The organism is Streptomyces sp. NPDC002671 (genome assembly GCF_053592475.1).
On sequence record NZ_JBSFVU010000006.1, the window covers coordinates 279,183 to 302,082 of the forward strand.

At 72.3% G+C, this 22,900-nt stretch carries 18 protein-coding genes; 6 read left to right on the top strand and 12 right to left on the bottom strand.

Features of this window, described 5'->3' with window-relative positions; genetic code table 11:
• The first annotated feature begins 587 nt into the window (after window positions 1-587).
• The gene (gene ccrA, locus ACWD35_RS11850; RefSeq protein WP_451351031.1) at window positions 588-1,937 is read left to right on the top strand and encodes a crotonyl-CoA carboxylase/reductase; all 1,350 of its coding nucleotides are present in this window, start codon (window positions 588-590) and stop codon (window positions 1,935-1,937) included.
• Between the two features lie 42 nt (window positions 1,938-1,979).
• Here the strand turns inward: ccrA and ACWD35_RS11855 are convergent, their stop codons facing one another.
• Both ACWD35_RS11855 and ACWD35_RS11860 read right to left on the bottom strand, forming a co-directional pair.
• Complete coding sequence (locus tag ACWD35_RS11855; protein WP_451351032.1) at window positions 1,980-2,192, bottom strand: MbtH family protein; 213 nt, start codon at window positions 2,190-2,192, stop codon at window positions 1,980-1,982.
• A 125-nt stretch (window positions 2,193-2,317) separates the two neighbouring features.
• Complete coding sequence (locus tag ACWD35_RS11860; protein WP_451351033.1) at window positions 2,318-3,367, bottom strand: ParB/RepB/Spo0J family partition protein; 1,050 nt, start codon at window positions 3,365-3,367, stop codon at window positions 2,318-2,320.
• A gap of 989 nt (window positions 3,368-4,356) precedes the next feature.
• On the opposite strand from ACWD35_RS11860, the gene ACWD35_RS11865 reads away from it, so the two are divergent.
• Entirely contained in the window at window positions 4,357-4,566 is a 210-nt protein-coding gene (locus ACWD35_RS11865) for a ferredoxin (protein WP_451351034.1), read from the top strand.
• Between the two features lie 75 nt (window positions 4,567-4,641).
• A complete protein-coding gene (locus tag ACWD35_RS11870) occupies window positions 4,642-5,406 on the top strand; it encodes a thioesterase II family protein (protein WP_451351035.1) in 765 nt (254 codons plus the stop codon).
• Between the two features lie 5 nt (window positions 5,407-5,411).
• Here ACWD35_RS11870 and ACWD35_RS11875 read toward each other — a convergent pair whose 3' ends face one another.
• The 7 genes from ACWD35_RS11875 to ACWD35_RS11905 all read right to left on the bottom strand — a co-directional run bounded on the left by ACWD35_RS11875 (window position 5,412) and on the right by ACWD35_RS11905 (window position 15,372).
• Window positions 5,412-6,602 (bottom strand): sensor histidine kinase, encoded by a 1,191-nt coding sequence (locus ACWD35_RS11875; RefSeq protein ID WP_451351036.1) that lies wholly within the window; start codon window positions 6,600-6,602, stop codon window positions 5,412-5,414.
• Window positions 6,599-8,347: a sodium/solute symporter gene (locus ACWD35_RS11880; protein WP_451351037.1), complete on the bottom strand. Its 1,749-nt coding sequence runs from the start codon at window positions 8,345-8,347 to the stop codon at window positions 6,599-6,601. The genes ACWD35_RS11875 and ACWD35_RS11880 overlap by 4 nt, the downstream gene beginning before the upstream one ends.
• Window positions 8,344-8,682, bottom strand: coding sequence for a hypothetical protein (locus tag ACWD35_RS11885; RefSeq protein ID WP_451351038.1), 339 nt, complete (start codon window positions 8,680-8,682; stop codon window positions 8,344-8,346). The genes ACWD35_RS11880 and ACWD35_RS11885 overlap by 4 nt, the downstream gene beginning before the upstream one ends.
• An 83-nt stretch (window positions 8,683-8,765) precedes the next feature.
• Entirely contained in the window at window positions 8,766-9,551 is a 786-nt protein-coding gene (locus tag ACWD35_RS11890; RefSeq protein ID WP_451351100.1) for a LytR/AlgR family response regulator transcription factor, read from the bottom strand.
• Between the two features lie 100 nt (window positions 9,552-9,651).
• Window positions 9,652-11,835 carry an RICIN domain-containing protein gene (locus ACWD35_RS11895; protein WP_451351039.1) on the bottom strand — a complete coding sequence of 728 codons (2,184 nt, stop codon included), beginning with the start codon at window positions 11,833-11,835 and terminating at the stop codon, window positions 9,652-9,654.
• Window positions 11,836-11,863: 28 nt separating this feature from the next.
• Window positions 11,864-13,219 (bottom strand): lectin, encoded by a 1,356-nt coding sequence (locus ACWD35_RS11900; protein WP_451351040.1) that lies wholly within the window; start codon window positions 13,217-13,219, stop codon window positions 11,864-11,866.
• Window positions 13,220-13,488: 269 nt separating this feature from the next.
• Complete coding sequence (locus ACWD35_RS11905; protein WP_451351101.1) at window positions 13,489-15,372, bottom strand: ABC transporter ATP-binding protein; 1,884 nt, start codon at window positions 15,370-15,372, stop codon at window positions 13,489-13,491.
• A gap of 207 nt (window positions 15,373-15,579) precedes the next feature.
• Between ACWD35_RS11905 and ACWD35_RS11910 the strand changes: the two genes are divergently transcribed.
• Complete coding sequence (locus tag ACWD35_RS11910) at window positions 15,580-16,563, top strand: lysylphosphatidylglycerol synthase transmembrane domain-containing protein (protein WP_451351041.1); 984 nt, start codon at window positions 15,580-15,582, stop codon at window positions 16,561-16,563.
• 100 nt (window positions 16,564-16,663) lie between these two features.
• Window positions 16,664-17,428 carry a crotonase/enoyl-CoA hydratase family protein gene (locus tag ACWD35_RS11915; protein ID WP_451351042.1) on the top strand — a complete coding sequence of 255 codons (765 nt, stop codon included), beginning with the start codon at window positions 16,664-16,666 and terminating at the stop codon, window positions 17,426-17,428.
• Between the two features lie 24 nt (window positions 17,429-17,452).
• On the opposite strand, the gene ACWD35_RS11920 is transcribed toward ACWD35_RS11915, so the two are convergent.
• From ACWD35_RS11920 to ACWD35_RS11930, 3 genes are read right to left on the bottom strand one after another with little or no spacing between them, the layout of a single operon-like run.
• Window positions 17,453-18,688, bottom strand: a complete 1,236-nt coding sequence (locus ACWD35_RS11920; RefSeq protein ID WP_451351043.1) for an NAD(P)/FAD-dependent oxidoreductase — start codon at window positions 18,686-18,688, stop codon at window positions 17,453-17,455.
• Window positions 18,685-20,130 (bottom strand): FAD-dependent oxidoreductase, encoded by a 1,446-nt coding sequence (locus ACWD35_RS11925; RefSeq protein ID WP_451351044.1) that lies wholly within the window; start codon window positions 20,128-20,130, stop codon window positions 18,685-18,687. The genes ACWD35_RS11920 and ACWD35_RS11925 overlap by 4 nt, the downstream gene beginning before the upstream one ends.
• Window positions 20,127-21,557 (bottom strand): FGGY family carbohydrate kinase, encoded by a 1,431-nt coding sequence (locus tag ACWD35_RS11930; protein ID WP_451351045.1) that lies wholly within the window; start codon window positions 21,555-21,557, stop codon window positions 20,127-20,129. Before ACWD35_RS11930 ends, ACWD35_RS11925 begins: the two co-directional genes overlap by 4 nt.
• A 287-nt stretch (window positions 21,558-21,844) precedes the next feature.
• Here ACWD35_RS11930 and ACWD35_RS11935 point away from each other — a divergent pair, with 287 nt between their 5' ends.
• Window positions 21,845-22,846, top strand: coding sequence for a hypothetical protein (locus ACWD35_RS11935; RefSeq protein WP_451351046.1), 1,002 nt, complete (start codon window positions 21,845-21,847; stop codon window positions 22,844-22,846).
• Window positions 22,847-22,900 lie beyond the last annotated feature (54 nt).

Consider the following 22,900-nt stretch of genomic DNA (forward strand, 5'->3'; position numbering starts at 1 on the left):
AAGCCGTAAGAATCAGATCGTCAACTGCTTTTTCTGATCACCTTGACAGAAACTGAACAGCCGTCCGTACGGGAGGTCGACGAATTGGAAATCGCCGGGGTGAAGGTCATTTCGAGCAAGATCCACCCCGCTTGGAGATCAGCATCCACGAGCACCCCCGCTCCGTCAAGAAACGGCCATAGCAGCGCTGTTCACCCCTGCGGAGAGTTTCTTGGAAAGCCGCCTCGTGATAGGCGGCGGTTATCCGGCCGGCCGTCCCGCCACCCATGACCACCACGGAGTTGATCGCTCCGGGGCGCCCACCCCACGACCACGCGCCCGGTTGGGCCGACGAGGTGTGAAATGTCCATTCCGCCTCGTGTCGGCAGGCCGGAAGTCCGGGTGTTCAACTGACTGTTTTGGACACTTGAACACGCCACGGTGTGCAACACACATCGGCTCGCTGGACTGGTGCGCTCACGGAGTGCAGCATTACCACCGCGTTACCGCGTTCTCGCGTTCCCGCCCTCTGGCGTTACCGCCCTCTCGTGTTACCGCCCTCTCGCGTATTCGCATGTCCTCAGCACCGATCGAAAGAGGCCCGAAACATGCAGAAGATCCTCGACGCGATCCTGGCCGGTGAGCCGAACGCCGTCGCGGCCCTTCCGTTGCCCGAGTTCTACCGGGGCATCACGCTGCACGCCGACGAGGTGGCGATGTTCGAAGGGCTCGCCGGAAAGGACAAGGACCCGCGCAAGTCCCTGCACCTCGACGAAGTGGCCGTGCCTCAGCCCGCCGCCGGCGAGGTGCTGATCGCGGTCATGGGCAGCGGGATCAACCACAACACCGTGTGGTCCTCGATCTTCGAGCCGCTGCCGACCTTCAACTTCCTGTCCCGGTACGGCAGGACGTCGCCGCAGGCGGCCCGGCACGACCTGCCGTACCACGTGCTCGGCTCCGACCTCGCCGGGGTCGTACTGCGCTGCGGCGACGGCGTGACCGCCTGGCGTCCCGGCGACGAGGTGGTGGCGCACTGCCTGTCGGTGGAGCTGCACCACCCCGACGGGCACGCGGACACCATGCTCGACCCGGAGCAGCGGATCTGGGGCTTCGAGACCAACTTCGGCGGGCTGGCCGAGCTGGCACTGGTCAAGGCGAACCAGGTGATGCCGAAGCCGGGCCACCTCACCTGGGAGGAGGCCGCCGCCTCCGGCCTGGTGAACTCCACCGCCTACCGGCAGCTCGTCTCGCCGGGCGGGGCGCGCCTCAAGCAGGGGGACACCGTGCTGATCTGGGGAGCGTCCGGCGGCCTCGGCTCGTACGCCACCCAGCTCGTCCTCAACGGCGGGGCCACGCCCGTGTGTGTGGTGTCCAGCCCGCAGAAGGCAAAGGCGTGCCGGCGGATGGGTGCGGAGCTGGTGATCGACCGGTCCGCGGAGGGGTACCGCTTCTGGTCCGACGAGCACACCCAGGACGTGCGCGAGTGGCGGCGGTTCGGGTCCCGGATCAGGGAACTGACCGGTGGTGAGGACCCGGACATCGTCTTCGAGCACCCGGGCCGGGAGACGTTCGGGGCCAGCGTGTACGTGGCGCGCCGCGGCGGCACCATCGTCAGCTGCGCTTCCACCACCGGCTTCGAGCACACCTACGACAACCGCTATCTGTGGATGAACCTCAAGCGGATCATCGGCACCCACTTCGCCAACTACCGGGAGGCCTGGGAGGCGAACCGGCTCATCGCCAGGGGACGCATCCACCCCACGCTCTCCCAGGTGGTGCCGCTGGAGCAGACCGCGCAAGCCGTGTACGACGTGCACCACAACCGGCACCAGGGCAAGGTCGGTGTGCTGGGCCTCGCCCCCCGCGAGGGCCTGGGGGTGCGGGACCCGGAACTGCGGGCGAAGCACCAGGCCGCGATCAACCGGTTCCGCACCGGTCCCGTACCCGCGGCCGGTTGACGGGCGGGGGCGCCCTGTCCGGCGCCCCCACCGCTCATGGCGTCAGCCCTGCTCGACCGCGGTGGCCAGGGATCTGGGCCGCAGGTCGGTCCAGGTGCGCTCGATGTACTCCATGCACTCCTCGCGCCCCGCTTCTCCGTACGCCACGCTCCACCCGGCGGGCACCGCGGAGAAAGCGGGCCAGAGGGAGTACTGGCCCTCGGAGTTGACGAGCACGAGACAGCGGCCCTGCTGATCGTCGAACGGATTGGCCATCTGAGTTCCTTTCTTGGCCGGTGCCGCTGATCTCACCAGCCGTGTTGTGTCATGAGTCGTAGGGGGTGTTCCGGGCATGCCGGTGCGGCAGCCCGTGGGACGGTCTGCGAGGTGGTGCCGAACGCTCAGGCGCCGGAGGAGAGTTGCCGTACCCGCTGCTGCCCGGCTCCGCCCTCCTCGGCCGGGCCTCTGCCCTCGACGTCGCGGGCGAACTGCAGCCACCAGGAGGCGCAGTCCCGGGCCATCCGCGCCACGTCGGCGGTCCGGTGGGCCGGGATGCCGTCGATGAGGACCTTCTGCTGCTCCGCGGTGAACAGGTGGGCGCGCAGCAGTTGCAGCAGCCTGCGGCCGATCTGCGACATGCGCAGCGAGGGGTCTCTGCGCATGCTGGAGAGCATGCTCTCCCAGACCAGCGGCGAGAGCGGTGTCCCGGACGCGTCGGGCGGCCCGCCGGCCTCCTCGCCGGTGTAGTCCGTGCCGACGGCCAGCCGGAGTCTGGGCGTCACCGGGTCCTGTCCGAGCCGCATCCGCCGGCGCACGTCCCGTGCGGTGGCCACCGCGATCCCCGCCTTGCTCGCGATCTCCCGCAGCGAGGCGTCCGGGGTCTCGGCGATGACCCTGCTGGCCGCGAGGCGCCCGGCGGCCGAGTTGACGGGTCGTCTGCGGCCGTCCCGCCCGGTGCGCAGGGCGAGTTGGGGGGTGCCGCCGGCCCTGGCGCGAAGCGAGCCCACCACGCCCGGGGACAGGCCGGTGACAGCCGCGATTCTCCGGTCGGACCAGGCCGGATGACTCTCCACGATGCGCATCGCCGCAGCCACCCGATCCTGCCGGGACAGGGGCATGCCGTGCTCGGCGTTGAGTTTCACGGCGAGGACGAAGGCGTCCTGCTCGGTGCCCTCGACGAACCGGACCTCGATAAGGTCGTCACCGCGCAGCACAGCCGCCCGCAGCCGGTGCATGCCGTCGACGACCCGCATGGTGGGCCGGTGGACGACGATGGGCGGCAGGACGGCCTCCGACTCGGCCAGTGTCCTGGCGTGCTCCTCGACCTCTCCCGCCAGCCGCGGTGAGTCGGCCGCCAGTAAGGCGTTGACGGGAATTAACTGCGTCTGCCGGGAGATGACATGTTCGTCGACGGGCGGCTGTGGCTCTTCACCGGCTGGTGAATCAGGCACGTGGCTCTTCCTCCGTAGCTCTTCAGTGGGCGGCGTCGTGATGAGCGTCTCTGTGGTGATCCGGCAGGACTCCTTCTGGCGCGGGTTCAGGCCGGCCGGTGTGCGGGGCGCACGGCCGGCGGCGGTCCGCCGGAAAGCGGACAGGCGGACAGGCGGAAAAGGGGACGGGTGGAAAGGGCGGTGGCAGCCCGCAGGCGCGCGGCGTCGGGGAAACGCCGGTGGGGGGAGCGCGCGGGAATGCCGGCCCGCCTTGATGCGTGGCCGGGCGTGCGGCGGTGGAGCTGTGCCGATTCGGTCACAGCTCTGCCGGGCACCCTCCCGTGATCAGCTCACCAACAGGTGAGGTGCGCCCGGTACCCGGCACGGCGGGAGGGCGAGGCCGTCCTGGAGACTCCAGCGGCGGACACCGGCGCCAGGCTCAATACCGCTGCCCCAGCGGTCACTGAGTCGTTTGTTTCGTCCGCCCTCATGCATGGAGTCCTCCTCGAAGGACCGGCAACAATAGAACGTTCTTACGGCTTAATATCGGCCGTTCCCGACACGAGTGTCAAGGAGTGGAGCAGTAGCAGGGAACCTCGATCTACGCGCGTTCTTCTCGGCCTGCGAACGCGAACAGACTGTCTCCTGCACAGGTTTCCGGCCAGCCACGCTCGGGTGGCCTGATCAGGGCGACCTGTCCAACAACGCGCTACTCGCCGCACCGGAACTTCGGGACGTCGCCAACTATGCGCACATGGCGAGAAGTTGACACTTGTTCAGGGTGCCCGGGGCAGGGCGGGTATGTCCGCTTCCGCGACGACGTCGACAGAGCCGGGCCGACCGCGAATTACCCGACGCGACGCCCGTTGGTCACCGAACACTTGCAGCTCTTGACTGGCCCCGCCCTATTCTTGCAAGGTCAGGTCGTCATTTTAGAGGGATCCAAAACCCGTATAGACCATTTCTGCGCAGCCTTTTCCCGTGCCACGAGACCTGGAGCGACGACGAGCATGCGCATCGAGGCCGACCCCGATGTATGCGTCAGTTCGGGCATGTGCGCGCTGTCCGCGCCCGACCTGTTCGACCAGTCCGACGACGACGGCACCGTGCTGGTGCTGCGGTCCGACCCACCGGCCGAGCGTGTCACGGCCGTCCGGGGTGTGGTGGGGCGCTGCCCCTCCCGCGCCCTGAAGCTGGTGGAAACCGGCACCGGCGGCTGAGCGCGCTCACCGCACCGCCGTGGAACCGACCCCGCCGACGTGACCGCCGGTGCCGAGCTGTGAAGGAGAAGTGAAGTGAACAACCCGTGGTTCGGCCGCTGGGTGCCTCAGGAACACGCCGCTTACCGGCTGTTCTGTCTCCCGTACGCCGGCGGCAGCGCTGCGGCGTACCGCGAGTGGCACGCGCACGCGCCCGAGCACATCCAGATATGCCCCCTGGAGCTGCCCGGCCGCGGTGGCCGCTTCGGCGAAGCCCCGATCAGCAGACTGCGCCCGCTGGTGGACGGGCTGGCCGACGCCGTCGAGCCGTTCCTCGACCGGCCGTTCGCGGTCTTCGGCCACAGCATGGGCAGTCTGCTCGCCTTCGAACTGACGCGGACCCTGCTCCGGCGCGGCCGGCCGCTGCCCGCCCACCTGTTCGTGTCCGGCCGCTCCGCGCCCGACACGCCCTCCTACCGGCCGCCGATCCACGACGCACCGGACGAGGACGTGATGGAGCAACTACGCACCCTCGGCGGCACCCCCCAGGAGGTCCTGGACGACGCCGAGTTGATGGAGCTGATGCTGCCCACACTGCGCGCCGACTTCTCGGTGCTGGAGAACTACGAGTACCTGGACGGCCCCGCGCTGCCGGTGCCCCTGACGGTGTTCGGCGGCACGGCCGACGCCCTGGTCAACCCGGCCCGACTGCATGGCTGGCGCCGGCAGTCGTCCAGCGGGTCCCGGCTGCGGATGCTGCCCGGCGGCCACTTCTTCGTCCACACCGCGACGCGCACGATCATGGAGGAGATCGCCCGCACCCTGCCGGCACCGCAGCCGGTCGGTACCCCGGTGGCGTGACGGCTTCATTTCACGCCGGGGCGGAACTTCGGGATGCGGACCGTGATCTTAGTGCCGGCTCCGACGCCCGTCTCGATGACGAGGCCGTGCTCGTCGCCGTAGACCTGACGGAGTCTGCGGTCGACGTTGCTCAGGCCGATGCCGGTGGCGGGGCCGGCCGTGCCGCGCAGGATCGCGCGGAGGCGTTCCGGTTCCATGCCGATGCCGTTGTCCTCGACGACGACCCGGGCCTCGGTGCCCTCGTCCTCCGCGACGATCGCGATGCGGCCACGGTCGACGGACTCCTCCAGGCCGTGCTTGAGCGCATTCTCCACGAGGGGTTGCAGGCACAGGAACGGCAGCGTGACGGGGAGGACTTCCGGGGCGATCCGGAGCGTCACTTGGAGGCGGCTGCCGAAGCGGGCGCGGGCGAGTTCCAGGTACTGCTCGATGGAGCGCAGCTCCTCCGCGAGCGTGGTGAAGTCACCGTCGCGACGGAAGGAGTAGCGGGTGAAGTCCGCGAATTCCAGAAGGAGTTCACGGGCCCTCTCCGGGTCGGTGCGGACGTAGGAGGCGATGCTCGCGAGGGAGTTGTAGATGAAGTGGGGGGAGATCTGGGCGCGCAGGGCCCGGACCTCCGCCTCGATCGCGTCCGAGCGGGCCCGGTCGAGGTCGGCCAGTTCGAGCTGCACCGACACCCAGCGGCCGACCTCCTCGGCGGCCCGGACGAGGACGGCGGACTCCCGCTCGCCGAACGCGGCCAGCGCGCCGCCGGCCCGGCCGTCGACCCGCAGCGGCACCAGGACCGCCCAGCGGACGGGGCAGGTGTCCCGGACACAGGGCAGCGGGAAGGTCTGGGTACGGCCGGTGCGCAGGGCGAGGGCGAGCGGTGCCGCCAGCTGTTCGCGGTGGTGGTCGCCCGTGCCGTCCCAGGCCAGCACGGCGTCCTGGTCGGCGAGGGCGAGCGCGAGCGTGCCGAGCAGCGGGCGCAGCCGGCGTACGGCCTTGCGGGCGGTGTCCGGGGTGAGGCCGGCGCGCAGCGCGGGGGCGGCGAGCGAGGCCGTGTGCAGGGTGTGGAAGGTGGCGCGTTCGACGGGGGTGCCGGGGCCGGCCGCGTCCTCCTGCTGCCGGCGGGCGGCGGCGTGCGCGAGGGCGGCGCCCAGTGCGAACAGGGCGAGCCCGGCCAGGGCGAGGAGGACGGCCCCGAGGGCGCTCATGGGCGGCGCCGTCCGGCCGGTTCCCCCGGGCCCTGGAGGGGCGTCGGGGCCGGTTCGGGCAGGTGCAGCCGGGCCATCGTGGTGCCGGTGCCGGGTGGGACGCGGTGGCGGGTGGCGAGGGAGGTCAGGACCATGGCCGTGAAGCCCACGGGGACCGACCAGACCGCGGGCCAGGCCAGCAGGGTGTGCAGCCAGCCGGAGCGGACGACGCCCGCGATGGTGACGGTCACCGCGGTGAGCGCCGAGCCGCCGCCGAGGAGCAGTCCGGCGATCGCGCCCGGCGGGGTCAGGCCGCGCCACCAGATCCCGAGGACGAGCAGCGGGCAGAACGAGGAGGCGGACACCGCGAAGGCCAGGCCGACGGCGTCGGCCACCGGCAGGTCGCCGACGACGGCGTTGGCGGCGGTGGGCACCGCGATCGCCGGCAGGGTCGCGAGCCGGAAGTGCCGGATGCCGAGGGTCGGCAGCACGTCCTGGGCGAGCACGCCGGCGACGGACATGGTGAGTCCGGAGACGGTGGACAGGAACGCCGCGAACGCGCCGCCCGCGACCAGCGCACCCAGCAGGTTGCCGCCCGCCCCGCCGAGCAGCCGCTGCGGCAGGACGAGGACCGCGGCGTCGGTGTCTCCGGTGAGCAGCAGGTCGGGGGCGTAGAGCCGGCCGAGGACGCCGTAGACGGGAACCAGCAGGTAGAACGCGCCGAGCAGGCCCAGCACGCTGACGGTGGTGCGGCGGGCGGCGCGACCGTCGGGGTTGGTGTAGAAGCGGACGACGACATGCGGCAGGCCCATGGTGCCGAGGAAGGTGGCGAGGATCAGCCCGTAGGTGGCGTACAGGCCGTGCTGTCCGCGGCTCGCCGACAGCGGCCTGGCCCAGCTCGACGCGCGGTCGTCGGCGCCGGCCGGCCGGGGCACTTGGGCGCCGGCCGGGAAGCGCAGGGTGGTGTCGGCGCCGGTCCGGTGGGTGCCCTCGGCGAGCGTGAGGGCACCGCCCTTGCGGGCCCGGCCGTCGACGGTGCCGGTCGCGGTGACACGGACCGGTTCGCGGACGGTGAAGGTCAGCGGCCGGTAGGCGCGCACCTCGGTGGAGCGCTGGAAGGCGGGCCGTTCGTCCCAGGCGGGCGTCGGCACGTGGTCGGAGCGCCAGGCGAGCAGCAGGAACACCGCGGGCACCAACAGCGCGGTGAGTTTCAGCCAGTACTGGAAGGCCTGCACGAAGGTGATGCTGCGCATGCCGCCCGCGGCCACCGCCCCGGTCACGACGGCGGCGACGATCAGCCCGCCGAGCCAGCCGGGCGCACCGGTCAGCAGCCGCAACGTCAGCCCGGCGCCGCGCAGTTGGGGCAGCAGATACAGCCAGCCGACCCCGACGACCAGCACGCTCGCGATCCGCCGCACGGCCCGGGACTCCAGCCGGGCCTCGGCGAAGTCCGGGAGGGTGTAAGCGCCGGAGCGGCGCAACGGAGCGGCGACGAAGGCCAGCAGGACGAGGAATCCGGCGGTGTAGCCGATGGGGAACCACAGCATGTCGACGCCCTGCGCGAGGACGAGTCCGGCGACGCCGAGGAAAGAGGCGGCGGACAGGTACTCGCCGCTGACCGCGCAGGCGTTGAGCCGGGGCGGGACGCTGCGCGAGGCGACGTAGAAATCGGAGGTGGTACGGGAGATCCGCAGGCCGAGCGCTCCGAGGAGCACCGTGGCGAGGACCACGGCCGACGCGCCGGCGACTCCGTAGGTCTGGTTCAACGGGGGGTCACGTCGCCCTCGTTGTGCTCGGCACGGCGGACGTACCAGACCCCTGTGCCGAGCAGGGCCGGATACGGCACCACGCCCAGCACGAGCCAGACGGCGAACGGCACGCCGGGCCGGGGCAGGACGCGCAAGGCCACGGGGAGCAGGCCCAGCACGGCGGTGAGCAGGGCCGTCGTGGTGAGCGCGGCGCGCATCTGGCGGCGCATCAGCATGCGTACGGTGGTGTCGTCGTCCGTGGCCACGGGGCGGATCGTCGCCGTGCGGCCGGCCGGTGCGGTGCGCGGCTCTCCGGTGACCACCTCTCTGCGAGGGACGGATTCCGCACCCATGACGCACCCCCGACGCCGCGGTGATCACCTTGTTGCGGCGAGTGTACGCAGCACCGCATCGGTGAGATAGACGTCGGACGCGCTCAACTCGCCGAGTCCGCCGCCCCTTTGGCGCGGCTGGCGAGCAGATCCCGCAGTTCCCGGGCGTTGCGCCGGCTCACGGCGAGGACGCGGTCGCCGATCCGCACGCTCAGGTTGCCGCCGTCCAGGCGCAGTTCCTCGATGCGGCCGAGGGCCACGAGGTGGCTGCGGTGGATCCGGACGAACCCGCGGGAGCGCCACTGCTCCTCCAGCGTGGACAGCGGGATGCGCACCAGGTGGCTGCCGCGCGGGGTGTGCAGGCGCGCGTAGTCGCCGTGTGCCTCCACGCAGGTGATGTCGGCGATGGGCACGAACCGGGTCACGCCGCCCAGTTCCACGGGCACTTGGTCGCCGGAAGCGTGCACCAGGTCCTGCTCCGGCGGCCTGGGCACCCCCGCCCGGGCCCGTTCGGCGACGCGTCGTACGGCCTCCGCGAAGCGCTCCTTGCGCAAGGGTTTGAGCAGGTAGTCCACGGCCTTGAGGTCGAACGCGCGGACCGCGTGGTCCTCATGGGCGGTGACGAAGACGACGAGCGGCGGGGTGGCGAACCCGCCCAGCAGGCCTGCAAGTTCGAGGCCGGTCAGGCCGGGCATGCTGATGTCGAGGAAGACGACGTCGATGGCCGCCGTGCCGTGCGGGCCCTGCTGCATCGCGTGGCCCAGCAGACGCAACGCGTCGGTCGCCGTCAGGGCGGGCACCACGCTGCCGACCCGCGGGTCCTCCTCCAGGAGGTACACCAGCTCCGCGAGGGCGGGCTCCTCGTCGTCCACCGCCAGCACCCGCAACAAGGCGTGCCCGTCGTGCATCTCCGCGTTCCCTCCTCCGGCACCCTCCCCTTCCCCCGAACCCGGCCGGGCCAATCGGCCCGGCCGGGCAGGGGCGGTGTCGCTACGGGTAGCGGACGAGATTCGCCACGTTGGTCGTGGAGTTGGACGGTCCTCCCGTGCTGTTGACGACATGGCTGATGGTGCCGGTGCCGCCGAGGGAGACGGTGACCATGCTGATGAAGCGGACGTTCGGGTGGTTCGGTGCCTCGATGGCGTGGGCGGCGGTGACGCTCGGGTTGACGTTGAAGTAGCAGTAGCTGCCGAGGCCGTACGCCTGGTGGCTGGTGACCGAGTCGGCGACCTTGTAGGCGGCGTAGCCCTGGGTGGAGCCGTTCATCCAGGCCGCCTGGTTCGGCGGGTCGTAGGGCATCTCGTTCTGGAAGAAGTAGGTGCGCCCGCCGTTGCCGTTCCACACAACCTGGTACTTCTGGAAGTGCTCCACGAACAGGCCGTACATGGTCACGTCGGCGCCGTTGACGACGAGACCCGTGTCCGCCGTGTTGCTGGTCCAGCCGACGCCGCTGCCGTGGTCGGCGCGCCAGATCCACATGTGGTCGCCGATGACGCCGGAGCTGTTGACGACGAGGCCGGTGGCGGCCTTGCCGACGCCCGCACCGCCGACGCGGAAGTAGACGTCGTGCAGGGAGGTCGGGTCGGCCGCATGGGAGGCGGTGGAGCCGGCCGGCCCGACCTCGACGAGGGTCTTCGAGCTGGTGGTGCCGGCGTCGAAGAGCAGGCCCGCGATCTTGACGCCGTCGGCGTCGGCGACGGACACGGCGGTGATGCCGTTGTCCGGGACGAAGGTGGCGAGGCCGAGGCCCAGGACGACGGTGTCGGGGCGGGTCACCTTCAGGGTCTGGTCGAGGTGGTAGACGCCGGGGGTGACCAGCAGGTCCTGGCCCGCCGCGAGGGCGGCGTTGATCTGGGCCGCGGTGGCGCCGGGCTTGACGACGTAGAACTGGCTCAGCGGGAGCGAGGTGCCGGCCGGGCTGCCGCTCGCCCAGCTGGTGGCGGTGGAGTTGGAGCGCAGCGCGGGCACGAACACCTGGTAGGCGCCGGATCCGTCGACGTACAGGAACGGCTTCTCGCGGCTGACCGGGCTCTGCGCGACCGTCGTGTACGGCGGGTTGGGGAAGCTGGTGGCGGGCACGCCCTGGCTGCCGACGAACACCATGTTCCAGTTGGACCCGGTCCAGCCGCCCAGCTGGGAGTTGCGGGTCAGCCACTGCTGCTGGGTTCCGGAGTTGACCTGCCCGTTGACCAGGCTGTCGGCGAGATAGCCGCCGCTGGACCAGCCGCCGTCGTCCAGGGCGAGGTTGCCGCGCAGGTGCATACGGCGGTAGGGCGCTGCCTGCGAGACGGCCCAACGGTCGCCCCCGCCGGTCGGGTTGACCGACAGGTTCTCGGCGCCGCGCCAGAAGTTCTGTGTCGCGTTGCCCCCGAACCAGTCGGCCTCCGCGTGCACGGCGCCGTTGACCGAGACCGCGTCCGGGGTGAGGCCGAGGCCAAGCACCTGGGTGTAGAAACCGACGTTGACGTCCGCGTTGTAGGCGCCGGGCTTGAACAGGACGGCGTAGCGCTGGGATCCGAACTGGTTGGACTCCTGCTGCTTGAAGAGGGAGTCCAGTCTGCTCTGGATGGCCGAGGCGGACATCGACGGGTCGAAGACGACCACGTTCGGCCCGAGGTCCGGGTTGCTCGTGGACTGGGTCACGGGGACCACCTGGAAGCGCTGGGCGGCCGTTCCGTTGCAGGTGTACTGCATGAACTGCACGCTGTCGGCGGTCGAGGCGCCGGGATCGTCCAGGCACTTTCCGCTGCCCCGGTTGACGAAGTGGTAGGCGCCGCCGCCCTCGTCGACCGGCAGCCACTGCTGGTTGGCGCCGCTGCCGTAACTCCACAGCTGGATGGGAGCGTTGTCGGCGGTGGAGACGTCGGTGACGTCCACGACCTGACCGGTGTTGTTGCCGTTGTTGATGCGGACGTAGCCGTCGCCGGTCGCGGTGAAGCTCCACTGCTGGGCGGTGGTGCCGTTGCAGGCGTACTGCTGCACGACGGTGCCGTTGGCGGTGCCGGCCGCCTTGGCGTCCAGGCACTTGCCGCTCGCGGCGTCGAGGAGGGTGGCGAAGCCGCTGGGCAGCGCGGTGGCCGCCGCGTGCGTGGGGCCCGCGGTCAGCAGGGACGCGGCGGCAACAGCCAGCAGGGTGACGGCCGTTGATCTGCGGCGCCAGGGGAGGCGTAGCACGGGTTCTCCTTGCGGGGAGGGTGGGGGGTCAGCCGGTGTAGCCGGCGAAGACGCGCGTGTAGTCCCAGGCGTTCTGGGCGACGCCGGAGCAGCTGTCGGCGGGGCCGCCGGTGCAGGGGCGGTCGCGGTTGGCGGACCAGAAGGTGAGCCGGGCGAGGTGGTGCTGCTGGGCGTAGGCGAGGATGGTCCGGAAGTCGTTGACGGTCACCGTCTCGTTCTGGTCGGTGATGCCGTTCATGGACGAGATGCCCATGTCCCGGTAGGCCTGGTCGTCGCTGTAGTGATAGGCGTTCTTCAGCGCGTTCTTGAGACCCTCGGCGGCCTGCGTGGTGAGGTTGCCCATGTTCTGTCCGGCGCCGCCGAAGTCGAACGGCATGATGGCCCAGGCGTCCGCGGTCAGCCCGGAGCCCGCGGCTCGGTTGATCAGGCTGGTGTCGGGTCCGCTCTGTCCGGTGCCGATGGTGATGTACGCCTTCAGGCCGGGGTTGTCGGCCTTCACCGTCTTCAGCGCGTCGACGGTCCGCTGCTGGACGGTGGCGTTGCTGTAGGCGTCGGCCTCGATGTCGATGTCGATCGCCTTCAGGCCGTAGGCGCTGATCACCTTCTGGTAGGCGGCGGCGAGTTCACCCGCGCTGGAGCAGGAGCTCTCCAGCTTGTTGCCGCTGTAGCCGCCGAAGGACGGGATCACGTCACCGCCGCCTGCCCGCACGGTGTTCACGGTCTGCTGGTCGACCCCGCCGGTGAGCGGGCGGCTGCCGTCCCACTGGGGGTTGCAGTAGCCGTTGCTGAGCACGAAGGCGAGCGTGAACCACTTGACGCCGGTGGCACTCGTGATCGTGCTCGGGTTCGGCGGGCTGCCCCAGCCGTTGTACAGGTACGGTGCCACGGCCATCGGCGCGGAGGGGGTGCCGCCGCCCGCCGCGGGCGCGGTCCACTTCTGGTTGGCCCCGCCGGTGCAGCTCCAGATCTGGGCGCGGGCGCCGTTGGCGGAGTTGTTGTCGGTGACGTCCAGGCACTTGTCCGCCTGCGGGTTGACGATGTCGTGGGCGGCCGTGACGGTCCACTTCTGGTTGGCGCCGCCGGTACAGGTCCACAGCTGCGCCTTGGCTCCGTCGGCGGTCGAATTGCCGGTCACGTCGAGGCATTTGCCGAGTGCGCGGATGGTGCCGTCGGTGCCGACCGTCCACTGCTGGGCGGCGGTGCCGTTGCAGTCGTAGAGCTGTACGGCCGTGCCGTCGGCGGAGTTGGCCCCGGCGACGTCGAGACACTTGCCGGCCAGCCCGGTGATGGCGCCGGTGGCGGCCTGCACCGGGGAGGCGGTGAGCAGGCCGGCCGAGAGGGTCAGCACGGCGAGGGACAGGGCTGCGGGGAGGGGTTTGCCCATGGGAAGCGGTGGCCTTTCGCGTGGGGGGCGGCGGAGTCGCGTTCAACACCCGGGAAAGAACTGGGCGTCGAGCGCGACTCCGCAGGCTTTGTTTAAGGCGTGAAGCTAAAGGTACAGACCAGTTCCGGTCAAGGGGTACGGCATCAACTCACCCCGTACAAAAGGAAGTGCCGGGGAAACCGTGTTTCCCCGGCACCGGGCAGCGGCGCGGCAGGAGCAGCCCCGCCCTGTCCCTCTCAGAAGGACCTCGGAAGGACCCCAGAAGACCCTCAGACCGCCGTCACCTCGTCCCCCCGCTGGGCGAACTGGGTGCGGTACAGCTCCGCGTACCGCCCGTCGGCCGCGAGCAGCTCCTCGTGCGTTCCCCGTTCCACGATCCGGCCGGCCTCCACCACCAGGATCTGGTCGGCGGCGCGGACGGTGGACAGGCGGTGGGCGATCACCACGGCCGTGCGGCCCTCCAGGGCCTCCGTGAGCGCCTCCTGCACGGCCGCCTCCGAGGTGTTGTCCAGGTGGGCGGTGGCCTCGTCCAGGATCACCACGCGCTGGCGGGCCAGCAGCAACCGGGCGATCGTCATGCGCTGGCGCTCGCCGCCGGAGAGCCGGTAGCCGCGCTCACCGACCACCGTGTCCAGGCCGTCGGGCAGGGTGTGCACGACCTCGGCGAGGCGGGCGCGGCCCAGGGCGTCCCACAGCTCCTCGTCGGTCGCCTCCGGGCGGGCGAGCAGCAGGTTGGCCCGGACCGTGTCGTGGAAGAGGTGTCCGTCCTGGGTGACCATGCCGAGGGTGGCCCGCAGCGAGGCGGCGGTGAGGTCGCGTACGTCGGCCCCGCCGATACGGACGGCGCCGGCGCCGGTGTCGACGTCGTACAGGCGCGGCAGGAGCTGGGCGATCGTGGACTTTCCGGCGCCGGAGGAGCCGACGAGGGCGACGGTCTGGCCGGGCTCGGCGCGGAAGGAGACGCCGTGCAGGACCTCGCTGCCGCCGCGGGTGTCGAGGGCGGCGACCTCCTCCAGGGAAGCGAGGGAGACCTGGTCGGCGGAGGGGTACGAGAAGCGGACGTCCGCGAACTCGACGGCGACCGGGCCCTCGGGGACCTCGCGGGCGTCCGGCTTCTCCTCGATGAGCGGCTTCAGGTCCAGCACCTCGAAGACCCGCTCGAAGCTGACCAGGGCGGACATGACCTCCACCCGGGCGCCAGCGAGGGCGGTGAGCGGCGCGTACAGCCTGGTCAGCAGCAGGGCGAGGGCCACGACGGCGCCCGGCTCCAGGGTGCCGCGCAGCGCGAACCAGCCGCCGAGCCCGTAGACGAGGGCCAGCGCGAGCGACGAGACCAGGGTGAGCGAGGTGATGAACACCGACTGGGCGGTCGCGGTGCGCACGCCGATGTCACGGACACGGCGGGCGCGGGCCGCGAACTCCGCCGACTCCTCCTCCGGGCGGCCGAACAGCTTGACCAGGGTGGCGCCGGGCGCCGAGAAGCGCTCGGTCATCCGGGTGCCCATGGCCGCGTTCAGCGCCGCCGCCTCCCGCTGCATCCGGGCCATCCGGCTGCCCATGCGCCGGGCGGGCAGCACGAACAGCGGCAGCAGCACCAGCGCGAGCAGCGTGATCTGCCAGGACAGGGTGAGCATCACGGCGAGGGTGAGCAGCAGCGTGACCAGGTTGCTCACGACGCCGGAGAGGGTGTTGGCGAAGGCCCGCTGGGCGCCGATCACGTCGTTGTTGAGACGACTGACCAGCGCTCCCGTACGAGTACGTGTGAAGAACGCGACGGGCATGCGCTGCACATGATCGAACACAGCCGTTCTGAGGTCGAGGATGAGCCCCTCCCCGAGCGTCGACGACAGGCGCCGGCCGAGGATGCCGAGCCCCGCCTCCGCGAGGGCGACAAGCGCGATGAGCAGAGAAAGCCGGACGACCTTGCCGGAGTCGTGCCCCGCCACGATCGCGTCGACGACGCGGCCGGCCAGCACGGGGGTCGCGACCGCCAGCAGGGCGGTCACCACCCCGAGCAGGACGAAGCGGATGATTCCGGCGCGGTGCGGGCGGGCGAAGGCGGCGATGCGGCGCAGCGTGGCGCGGGCGAAGGGGCGGCGCTCCTGCTGCGCGTTCATCACGCTGTGCAGTTGCATCCATGCGGTGGTCTCCATGCTCATGGAAGAGAACGTACGACCTCAAGCTTCGTTGAGGTCAATGCCGGCTCCCTTTCATTCCGACCGGCGTCCGCTTCATCCCGACCGGCGTCCGCCCACCCGAAGGCCCCGATGCTTCCCTCCGCTCATCCGCTGCCCGTCCGTAAGCCGCCGTCCGCGATTCAGCCACCCGCCGTTGACGCGGCGCGGAAAACCTCTCCCGGTGTGACAGCCGTCCCCGCTCCCCCGCTCCCCCCGCTCCGCCCTGGACGCTTTCCCCGACGCGTCCCCGTCCGCCAGGTCCTGTGCCTGGTCCCGCTCGTACTCGTCGCCTTCGCGGCCGTACGGAACCGCTCGGTGCTCGCCGAGGGCTTCGGCCAGCTGCGCACCGCCTCCTGGCCGTGGCTGCTCGCGGCGGCCGGCGCAACCTGTCTGACCTGGGTCGCCGCCGCGTTCTCCCGGCAGGGCGCGGTGCTCCAGCCGCTGCCGAAGGGCCGGCTGCTGGCCACCCAGTTCGCCGCGGGCGCCGCCAACCATCTGCTGCCGACCGGGCTCGGCGCGAGCGCGGTCAACCTGCGCTTCATGAGCGTGTGCGGGGTGCCCCTCGCCCGTTCCTCGGCCGCTCTCGCCCTGTTCCTGCTGGCCGAGTGCGTGGGCCGGCTCGGTCTGCTGGCCGCGCTGCTGATCGCGTTCCCCGACGCGCTGCAGCTCGGCCCCCTGCTGCCCGCCGGTTCGGCGCTCCCGCTGCTGCTCGGCGTGATCGGCCTGCTCCTGGTGGCGGTCGCCGTCGTGACCCTCGTACGACGGCTGCGCACGCGCGTGATCACGTTCGCGCGGGACGCCCTCGGCGAGGCGCGGTCGGTGCACACCCGCCCGGCCCGCGCGGTCGCTCTGTGGGGCGGCTCGCTGGCCTTCCCGGCGCTGCAGGCCGCCGGCCTCACCGCGGTGGGCCAGGCGCTGGACCTGCCGGTGCCGCCCGCACACATGGCGCTGGCGTACCTCGCGGCGACGGTCGCGGTGGCCCTGGTGCCCACCCCGGGCGGGCTGGGTTCCGTGGAGGCGGCGCTGATCGTGGCGCTGATCGCGGTGGGCGGCCCGGCCGCGGTGGCCACCGCGGTGGTGCTGGCGTACCGGGTCATCACCGTGTGGGTGCCGCTGGTGCCGGGAGCGCTGACGCTGGGGGCACTGGTGCGGATGAAGGTCATCTGAGGCACAGTGGCCCTCCGAGCGGCAGCTCGCGAAGCCCTGCAAGCCTGAGATGCCTGATCGGCCCGAGAAGCCTGATCGGCGAGAGAAGGAGGACCTCCCCGTGCCGGTCCGCGTCGAACGCAAGGAACACGTCACCACGGTCATCCTCTCCCGCCCCGGGGTCCGCAACGCGGTGGACGGCCCCACCGCCGTCGAACTCGCCGCCGCCTTCCGTGCGTTCGAGGCCGACGACGACGCCCGGGTGGCCGTGCTGTGGGGCGAGGGCGGCACGTTCTGCGCGGGCGCGGACCTGAAGGCGATCGGCACCGAGCGCGGCAACCGGGTCGCCGAGGACGGGGACGGCCCGATGGGCCCGACCCGGATGCGGCTGTCCAAGCCGGTCGTCGCGGCCGTCGCGGGCCACGCCGTCGCGGGCGGCCTCGAACTCGCCCTGTGGTGCGATCTCCGGGTCGCCGAGGAGGACGCCGTGTTCGGCGTGTTCTGCCGCCGCTGGGGCGTGCCGCTCATCGACGGCGGCACGGTACGGCTGCCCCGCCTGATCGGCACGAGCCGGGCGATGGACATGATCCTGACCGGCCGCCCGGTACCGGCCCGCGAGGCGTTCGAGATGGGGCTCGCCAACCGTGTCGTCCCCACCGGGCACGCGCGCGCCGAGGCGGAGTCGCTGGCCGCGGAGATCGCCCGCTTCCCGCAGGCCTGCCTGCGCTCCGACCGGGCGTCGGTGCTGGAGCAGGACGGGCTCACCGAGGAAGCCGCCATGCGCGGCGAACTCCGGCACGGCATGGGCGTGTTGGCGCAGAGCGCGGAGGGCGCGGCGCGTTTCGCGGCGGGGGCCGGGCGGCACGGGTCGTTCTCGCAGCTGTGACCGCGGGTGCGGGCCCGCCCGGGCTCAGCCGACCCCGACCCGCACCTCACCGCCCTTCGGGTCGGCCCGGTCGGTCCAGCGGGCGGAGAGGAGCAGCGGGCGGTTGGGCAGGGCCGTGCCGGGGCTCGGGCGCTCGCGGTGCAGGAGGCGGCCGTCCTGGGTGACGTACAGGACCGGACGGTTCAGCGGGACGGCCGTGCGCAGGGTGTAGCGGGCGGCGCGGTCGGCTGGACCAATGCGGTTGGGGGCGATCCAGCGCAGGGGCGCGGCCACGGCCAGGGGAACGCCGGGGTCCGGCCACGGGGCGCCCGCCAGGAACTCCAGCACGGCACGCGCCGCCCGGGCCCCCTCGTCGGCCGCCGTGCCCGCCCGCTCCACCGCGTGCAGGAGGTTGCCGGCGGCGAAGACGCCCGCGCGTGAGGTGTGCAGGAAGCCGTCGACGGCGGGGCCGCGCGTGCCGGGGTCCAGGGTGAGTCCGCCGCGGCGGGCGAGTTCGTGGTCGGGGACGAAGTCGCCGGTGAACACGACGGTGTCACAGCGGAGTACGGCAGTGCGGCCGTCGCGACGGCGTACCCGGACTCCCGACAGGCCGCCCTGTCCGAGGAGTTCGGTGACCGTGGTGCTCGTCAGCAGCGGGACACGGTCGCGCAGCCGGGCCGACTGGACGCGGGTGAAGCTGCTTTGTGCGCGCGGGTGCTCGGTGACCAGGGCGACGACGTCGGCCCCGGCCGCGCGGATCGTGTCGGCAGCCGCGTAGGAGACATCCTCCGCCCCGACCACCACCGCCTGGGTGCCGATCCGCTGCCCGAACAGGTGGACCGCCTGCTGGAGTTCACCCGTCGTGTACACCCCGGCGGTCCGCGTGCCGGGCACCAGCCGGGCGGAGCGCGGGCGTTCGCGGGCGCCGGTGGCCAGTACCACCGCCCGCGCCGCGATCGTCTCGGGCCCGGTCGGGCCGACCACGGTGACGACCGGTCCCTGTCCCGCCGCCCAGTCCAGCACGGTCATCCCGGTCCGGACCGAGGCGCCCGCACGCTCGGCGGCCTCCGCCAGCAGGCGGGCGTACGCGGGACCGGTCAGCGGACGTGTCCGGGTGCCGAAGCCGCCGTGGGCGCAGTGCCGGGGTACTCCCCCGGCCCGCTGCTCGCGCTCCAGCACCTCGACCCGGCCGGCTCCGGACGCGGCAAGACGGGCGGCGGCCACCAGGCCCGCGGGCCCGGCGCCGACGACGAGGACGTCGACGTCCCGGACAGTGGTCATCCCCCGGCCCCTTCCCGCTGCGCCGCCTCGAACAACTCCCGCACCGCCGCCCCGCAGTAGAACCCCTGGCAGCGGCCGGCCCGGGCCCGGGTGCGACGGCGCAGGCCCTCCGGGGTGCGGGGCGGGATCGTACTGGCGAGGGCGTCGCGGATCTCACCCCGGGAGACGCGCTCGCAGTGGCAGACGAGGGTGCCGTACTCCGCGTCGGCCGCGATGAGTTCGGGCCGCTGGTAGGGGCGCGGGAAGGCCTCGCCGAGGTTGGGCATGGTCACCGGGCCGGGCTCGCGGACCGGCCCGAGGTCCAGGCCGGTGCCCGCCAGCAGCTCGGCGACGTGCGCGGCGATGGCCAGGGACGCGGTCAGACCGGTGGAGCGGATGCCGCCGACCGTGACGTACGCCTGCTCGGGGTGGGCGGTGATGCGGTAGTCCTCGTGCTCGGTGGCCGCGCGCAGCCCGGCGTACACGGCGGTGACCTCCTCGTCGAGGAGTACGGGCAGGATACGGCGGCCCTTCTCCCGGAGCGCGGACAGGCCCTCGGCGGTCGAGCCGGTGGCCCGCTTGTCGTCCAGGTCCTCGGCGGTGGGGCCCAGCAGAACGTTGCCGTACACGGTGGGCGCGACCAGGACGCCCTTGCCGAGGGCCGTCGGGACGGGCAGGAGGATGTGCCGGACCAGGGGGCGGGCGAGCTTGTCGTGGACGATGAGCTGGCCGCGGCGCGGGGTGACGGTGAAGTCGTCGTGACCGAGCTGCCGGTCGAGGCTGTCGGCGTGCAGCCCGGCCGCGTTGACCAGGTGGCGGGCGTGCAGGGTGCCCCGGGTGGTGGCCAGCCGGTGCCTGCCCATGTCCGAATGCGCCTGCTCCACACGGGTGTTGAGGTGCAGATGGGCACCCGCGCGGACCGCCTGGGTGGCGTAGGCGAGGGTGGTCGACCAGGGGCAGATGATGCTCTCGCCGGGGACGTGGAGCGCGCCGAGTGCGCCTGGGCCGAGGTGCGGCTCACGCGCGTACAGCTCGGCCGGGCTGAGGAGTCGGGTGTCGTGGTACCCGTTGCGCTCGGCCTTCTCGGCCAGTCGGGGCAGGGTGGCGAGTTGTTCCTCGTCCCAGGCGACGAGGAGCGCGCCGACCCGTTCGACGGGGATGCCGGACTCGGCGGCGTAGTCGGCCAGCCGCCGGTAGCCCTCGCGGACGAGGCGGGCCTCCAGGGAGCCGGGGGTCGCGTCGAAACCGGTGTGCAGGATGGCGGTGTTGGCCTTGGAGGTGCCCTGGCCGACGTCGTCCTGGGCCTCGACCAGGGCGATGCGCAGGCCGGGGCGGCGGGCGAGTTCGCGGGCGATCGCGCAGCCCACCACTCCGGCGCCGACCACCGCGACGTCGTAGGTGTGCGCGGGCAGCGGTCCCGCGGCGGTGACGGTGGTGACCGCCGTGTCCGTGCTGGGCGTCATGAGCCGAGGAGCGCGGTGACGGCGGCGTGGAAGCGGGCGCGGCGTTCGGCGGCCTGCTCGGCAGGGATGCGGGGCTCGTACACGGCGGCGGGTTTCCAGTCGGGGAGGGCCTGTTCGACGCTCAGCGTACGGTCTGCGCCGAGCCGGGCGAGGGCGGCGGCGCCGAGCGCGGTGGCGTCGGGCAGCGCGGAGACCTCGACGGGGCGTTGCAGCAGGTCGGCCTGGGTCTGCATGAGGAGCGCGGAGCGGGTGAGGCCGCCGTCGACGCGCAGGGTGTCCACGGGGGTGCCGAGGTCGGCCGCCGCGGCTTCGGCGAGTTCGGCGACCTGGGCGGCGATGCCCTCGCACAGGGCGCGCACCAGGTGCCCGGCGGTGGTGTCGAGGCCGAGCCCGGTGAGCGAGCCGCGCAGGTCGCCGCGCCACCAGGGGGCGGCGAGCCCGGCGAGGGCCGGTACGAAGGTGACGCCGCCGGTGTCGGGGACCGCGCCGCCCACCGGGTCCAGGTCGGCGGCGGAGGAGATGACGCCGAGGTCGGTGAGCCAGCGCACGGCGGAGGCGGCGGTGTAGACCTGGCCGTCGAGGCAGTAGCTGGTGCGTCCGGCGAGCCGCCAGGCGACACAGCTCACCAGGCCGGAGGTACCGCGCCGGGGGGTGTCGCCGGTGTGCGTGAGCAGGAACGCGCCGGTGCCGTAGGTGCACTTGGCGCCGCCGGGCCGGGTGACGCGCTGTGCGAGCAGGGCGGCCTGCTGGTCGACGATCAAGCCGGTGAGCGGGATCTCCGGGCCGAACGCCGTGGTCATGCCGATGTGTTGGGCGTTGTCGGTCGCCTGCGGGAGCCGTTCGCCGGACAGGCCGTAGATCCCCAGTGCCCGCGGTGACCACTGCGCGCTGTCCAGGTCGAGGAGCTGGGTGCGCCCGGCGGTGGCCGCGTCGGTGACGAAGGCGCCGGTGAGCCGGTGGACGAGCCAGGCGTCGGAGGTGGTGACGACGCCCTCGCGGGTGAGGTGACGCCGGATCCAGGCCATCTTGGGCGCCGCGAAGTACGGGTCGAGGGGCAGGCCGGACAGCTCCCGCAACTCCTCGGCATGCTCGGCGAGTTCGGCGCACACGGACTCGGCACGCCGGTCCTGCCAGACAAGGGCGTCGGTGAGCGGGCGGCCGGTCGCCGGGTCCCAGGCGAGGACGGTCTCGCCCTGGTTGGCCAGGCCCAGCGCGACGACCGGCTCACCGGCCTCGGCGAGGGCGGACCGGCCGGCGTCGAGCACGGAGGCGTACAGCCCGGCCGGGTCCACCTCGACCAGGCCGCCGGGCAGATGGCGGGGGCGCACGGCGGCGAACCCGGTGCCGAGGAGGCCGCGTTCGGGGCAGACCACCAGGGCCTTGGTGCCGGACGTGCCCTGGTCGATCGCGAGCACCGGCCCGGTCATCGCACCCTCCCGCACTGTCGTGCCGCCCTGCGGACCGCACTGTCGCGCCGCCTCGCTGAAGATCACGCGACAGACTGCCGTCGACCGACACTCGCCGTCAAGTTTGGCTAACTATCAGTCAAACTCCTGCATAAAAAGTTCAGTTGGCAAGAATGGCCCGGCCGGAACGTCCACCTCTATAGTGACCGCCGACTACGAGGAGTGTCTCAACCACCGCCCAGGGGAGTGCTGTTGCCTTTTCACCACGCCACCGCGCCTGCGCGCCCGTGTACCGGGGCGAGGGGCTGATGGCCAGAGAAGGAGCGCGCCCCTCCTACGATCCGGCCGGCCCCGACCAGCCCCTGCGTGCCGCCCTCCAGGATCTGCGCACCGGGCGCTGGATGGCCATGCGCACCCTGCTCGCGGCCACCGCGGACAGCGCGGACTGGCCTCGCTGGACGCAGCGCACCCAGGTCCTCGCGGCGGCTGCCGCCGGCAGCGACGTGGTACGGGCCTGGGTCGCGGAGGAACCGCACAGCGTGCACGCCGCGGTGATGCAGGCCCGGGTCGGTGTCGAGCGGGCACTGCGGGCCCAGCGGGAACAGCACCGCCGTACGCACGAGTTGTGGATCGAGGCCTGGGACGCCGCGCAGACCGCCACCCGGACCGCCCCGAAGGACCCCGTGCCCTGGGTGTGCTTACTGGCACTCGCCCAGCTCGACGCCGGACAGCGCTGGGAGGAGCACCGTACGGCCGCGCCGGAGCCGCTCCTGCCGTCGGGGCCGTGGGGGTTGCTGGCCGAGGCCGACAAGCGCGACCCGTACAACCGCGAGGCCCACCACCGGATGCTGCAGTTCCTGTACGCGCGCAGCGGCTCGGGCCGGCTCGCGGAGGCCGCCGGCTACGCCCACTGGGCCGCCGGCCAGGCGCCGCGCGGCTCCGCGCTGCACCTGCTGCCGCTCTACGTCCGCGTCGAGCGCTACCGCCGGGGCAGCGGGCACGACGCGGCGCTGGACCTGAACTGGGTGGCGGAGGAGGCGACCCGTGAGGCGGACCAGGCGCTGCGTTCCTGGTTCGAGCTCTCGCACCGGGCCGAGCGCTCGATGCTCGACCTCAACCATCTGGCCCACGCACTCTGGGGCGCCGTGCAATTGCCGGAAGCAGCCCGGGTGTTCGAGGCGATCGGCCCGTACTTCACACCCCCGCCCTGGATGTACCGCACCCCGGACCGGGACCGCGGAGTGGAGATCTTCCTCCAGGCCCGCGACCGCTGCCGGAAGGCCGCGGAGGGTTCCAGCCGCGACTCCTGACCCCTCGCACACCGCACGCTCCTCTCGTACCTCTCGTACTTCTTCATCGCGCAC

Coding starts and splice junctions, on each gene's coding strand:
- ACWD35_RS11920 (WP_451351043.1), bottom strand. CDS start 18,688: ATGACCACTGTCCGGGACGTCGACGTCCTCGTCGTCGGCGCCGGGCCC.
- ACWD35_RS11875 (WP_451351036.1), bottom strand. CDS start 6,602: ATGAGCGCCCTCGGGGCCGTCCTCCTCGCCCTGGCCGGGCTCGCCCTG.
- ACWD35_RS11900 (WP_451351040.1), bottom strand. CDS start 13,219: ATGGGCAAACCCCTCCCCGCAGCCCTGTCCCTCGCCGTGCTGACCCTC.
- ACWD35_RS11855 (WP_451351032.1), bottom strand. CDS start 2,192: ATGGCCAATCCGTTCGACGATCAGCAGGGCCGCTGTCTCGTGCTCGTC.
- ACWD35_RS11925 (WP_451351044.1), bottom strand. CDS start 20,130: ATGACGCCCAGCACGGACACGGCGGTCACCACCGTCACCGCCGCGGGA.
- ACWD35_RS11930 (WP_451351045.1), bottom strand. CDS start 21,557: ATGACCGGGCCGGTGCTCGCGATCGACCAGGGCACGTCCGGCACCAAG.
- ACWD35_RS11905 (WP_451351101.1), bottom strand. CDS start 15,372: ATGGAGACCACCGCATGGATGCAACTGCACAGCGTGATGAACGCGCAG.
- ACWD35_RS11865 (WP_451351034.1), top strand. CDS start 4,357: ATGCGCATCGAGGCCGACCCCGATGTATGCGTCAGTTCGGGCATGTGC.
- ACWD35_RS11935 (WP_451351046.1), top strand. CDS start 21,845: ATGGCCAGAGAAGGAGCGCGCCCCTCCTACGATCCGGCCGGCCCCGAC.
- ACWD35_RS11885 (WP_451351038.1), bottom strand. CDS start 8,682: ATGGGTGCGGAATCCGTCCCTCGCAGAGAGGTGGTCACCGGAGAGCCG.
- ccrA (WP_451351031.1), top strand. CDS start 588: ATGCAGAAGATCCTCGACGCGATCCTGGCCGGTGAGCCGAACGCCGTC.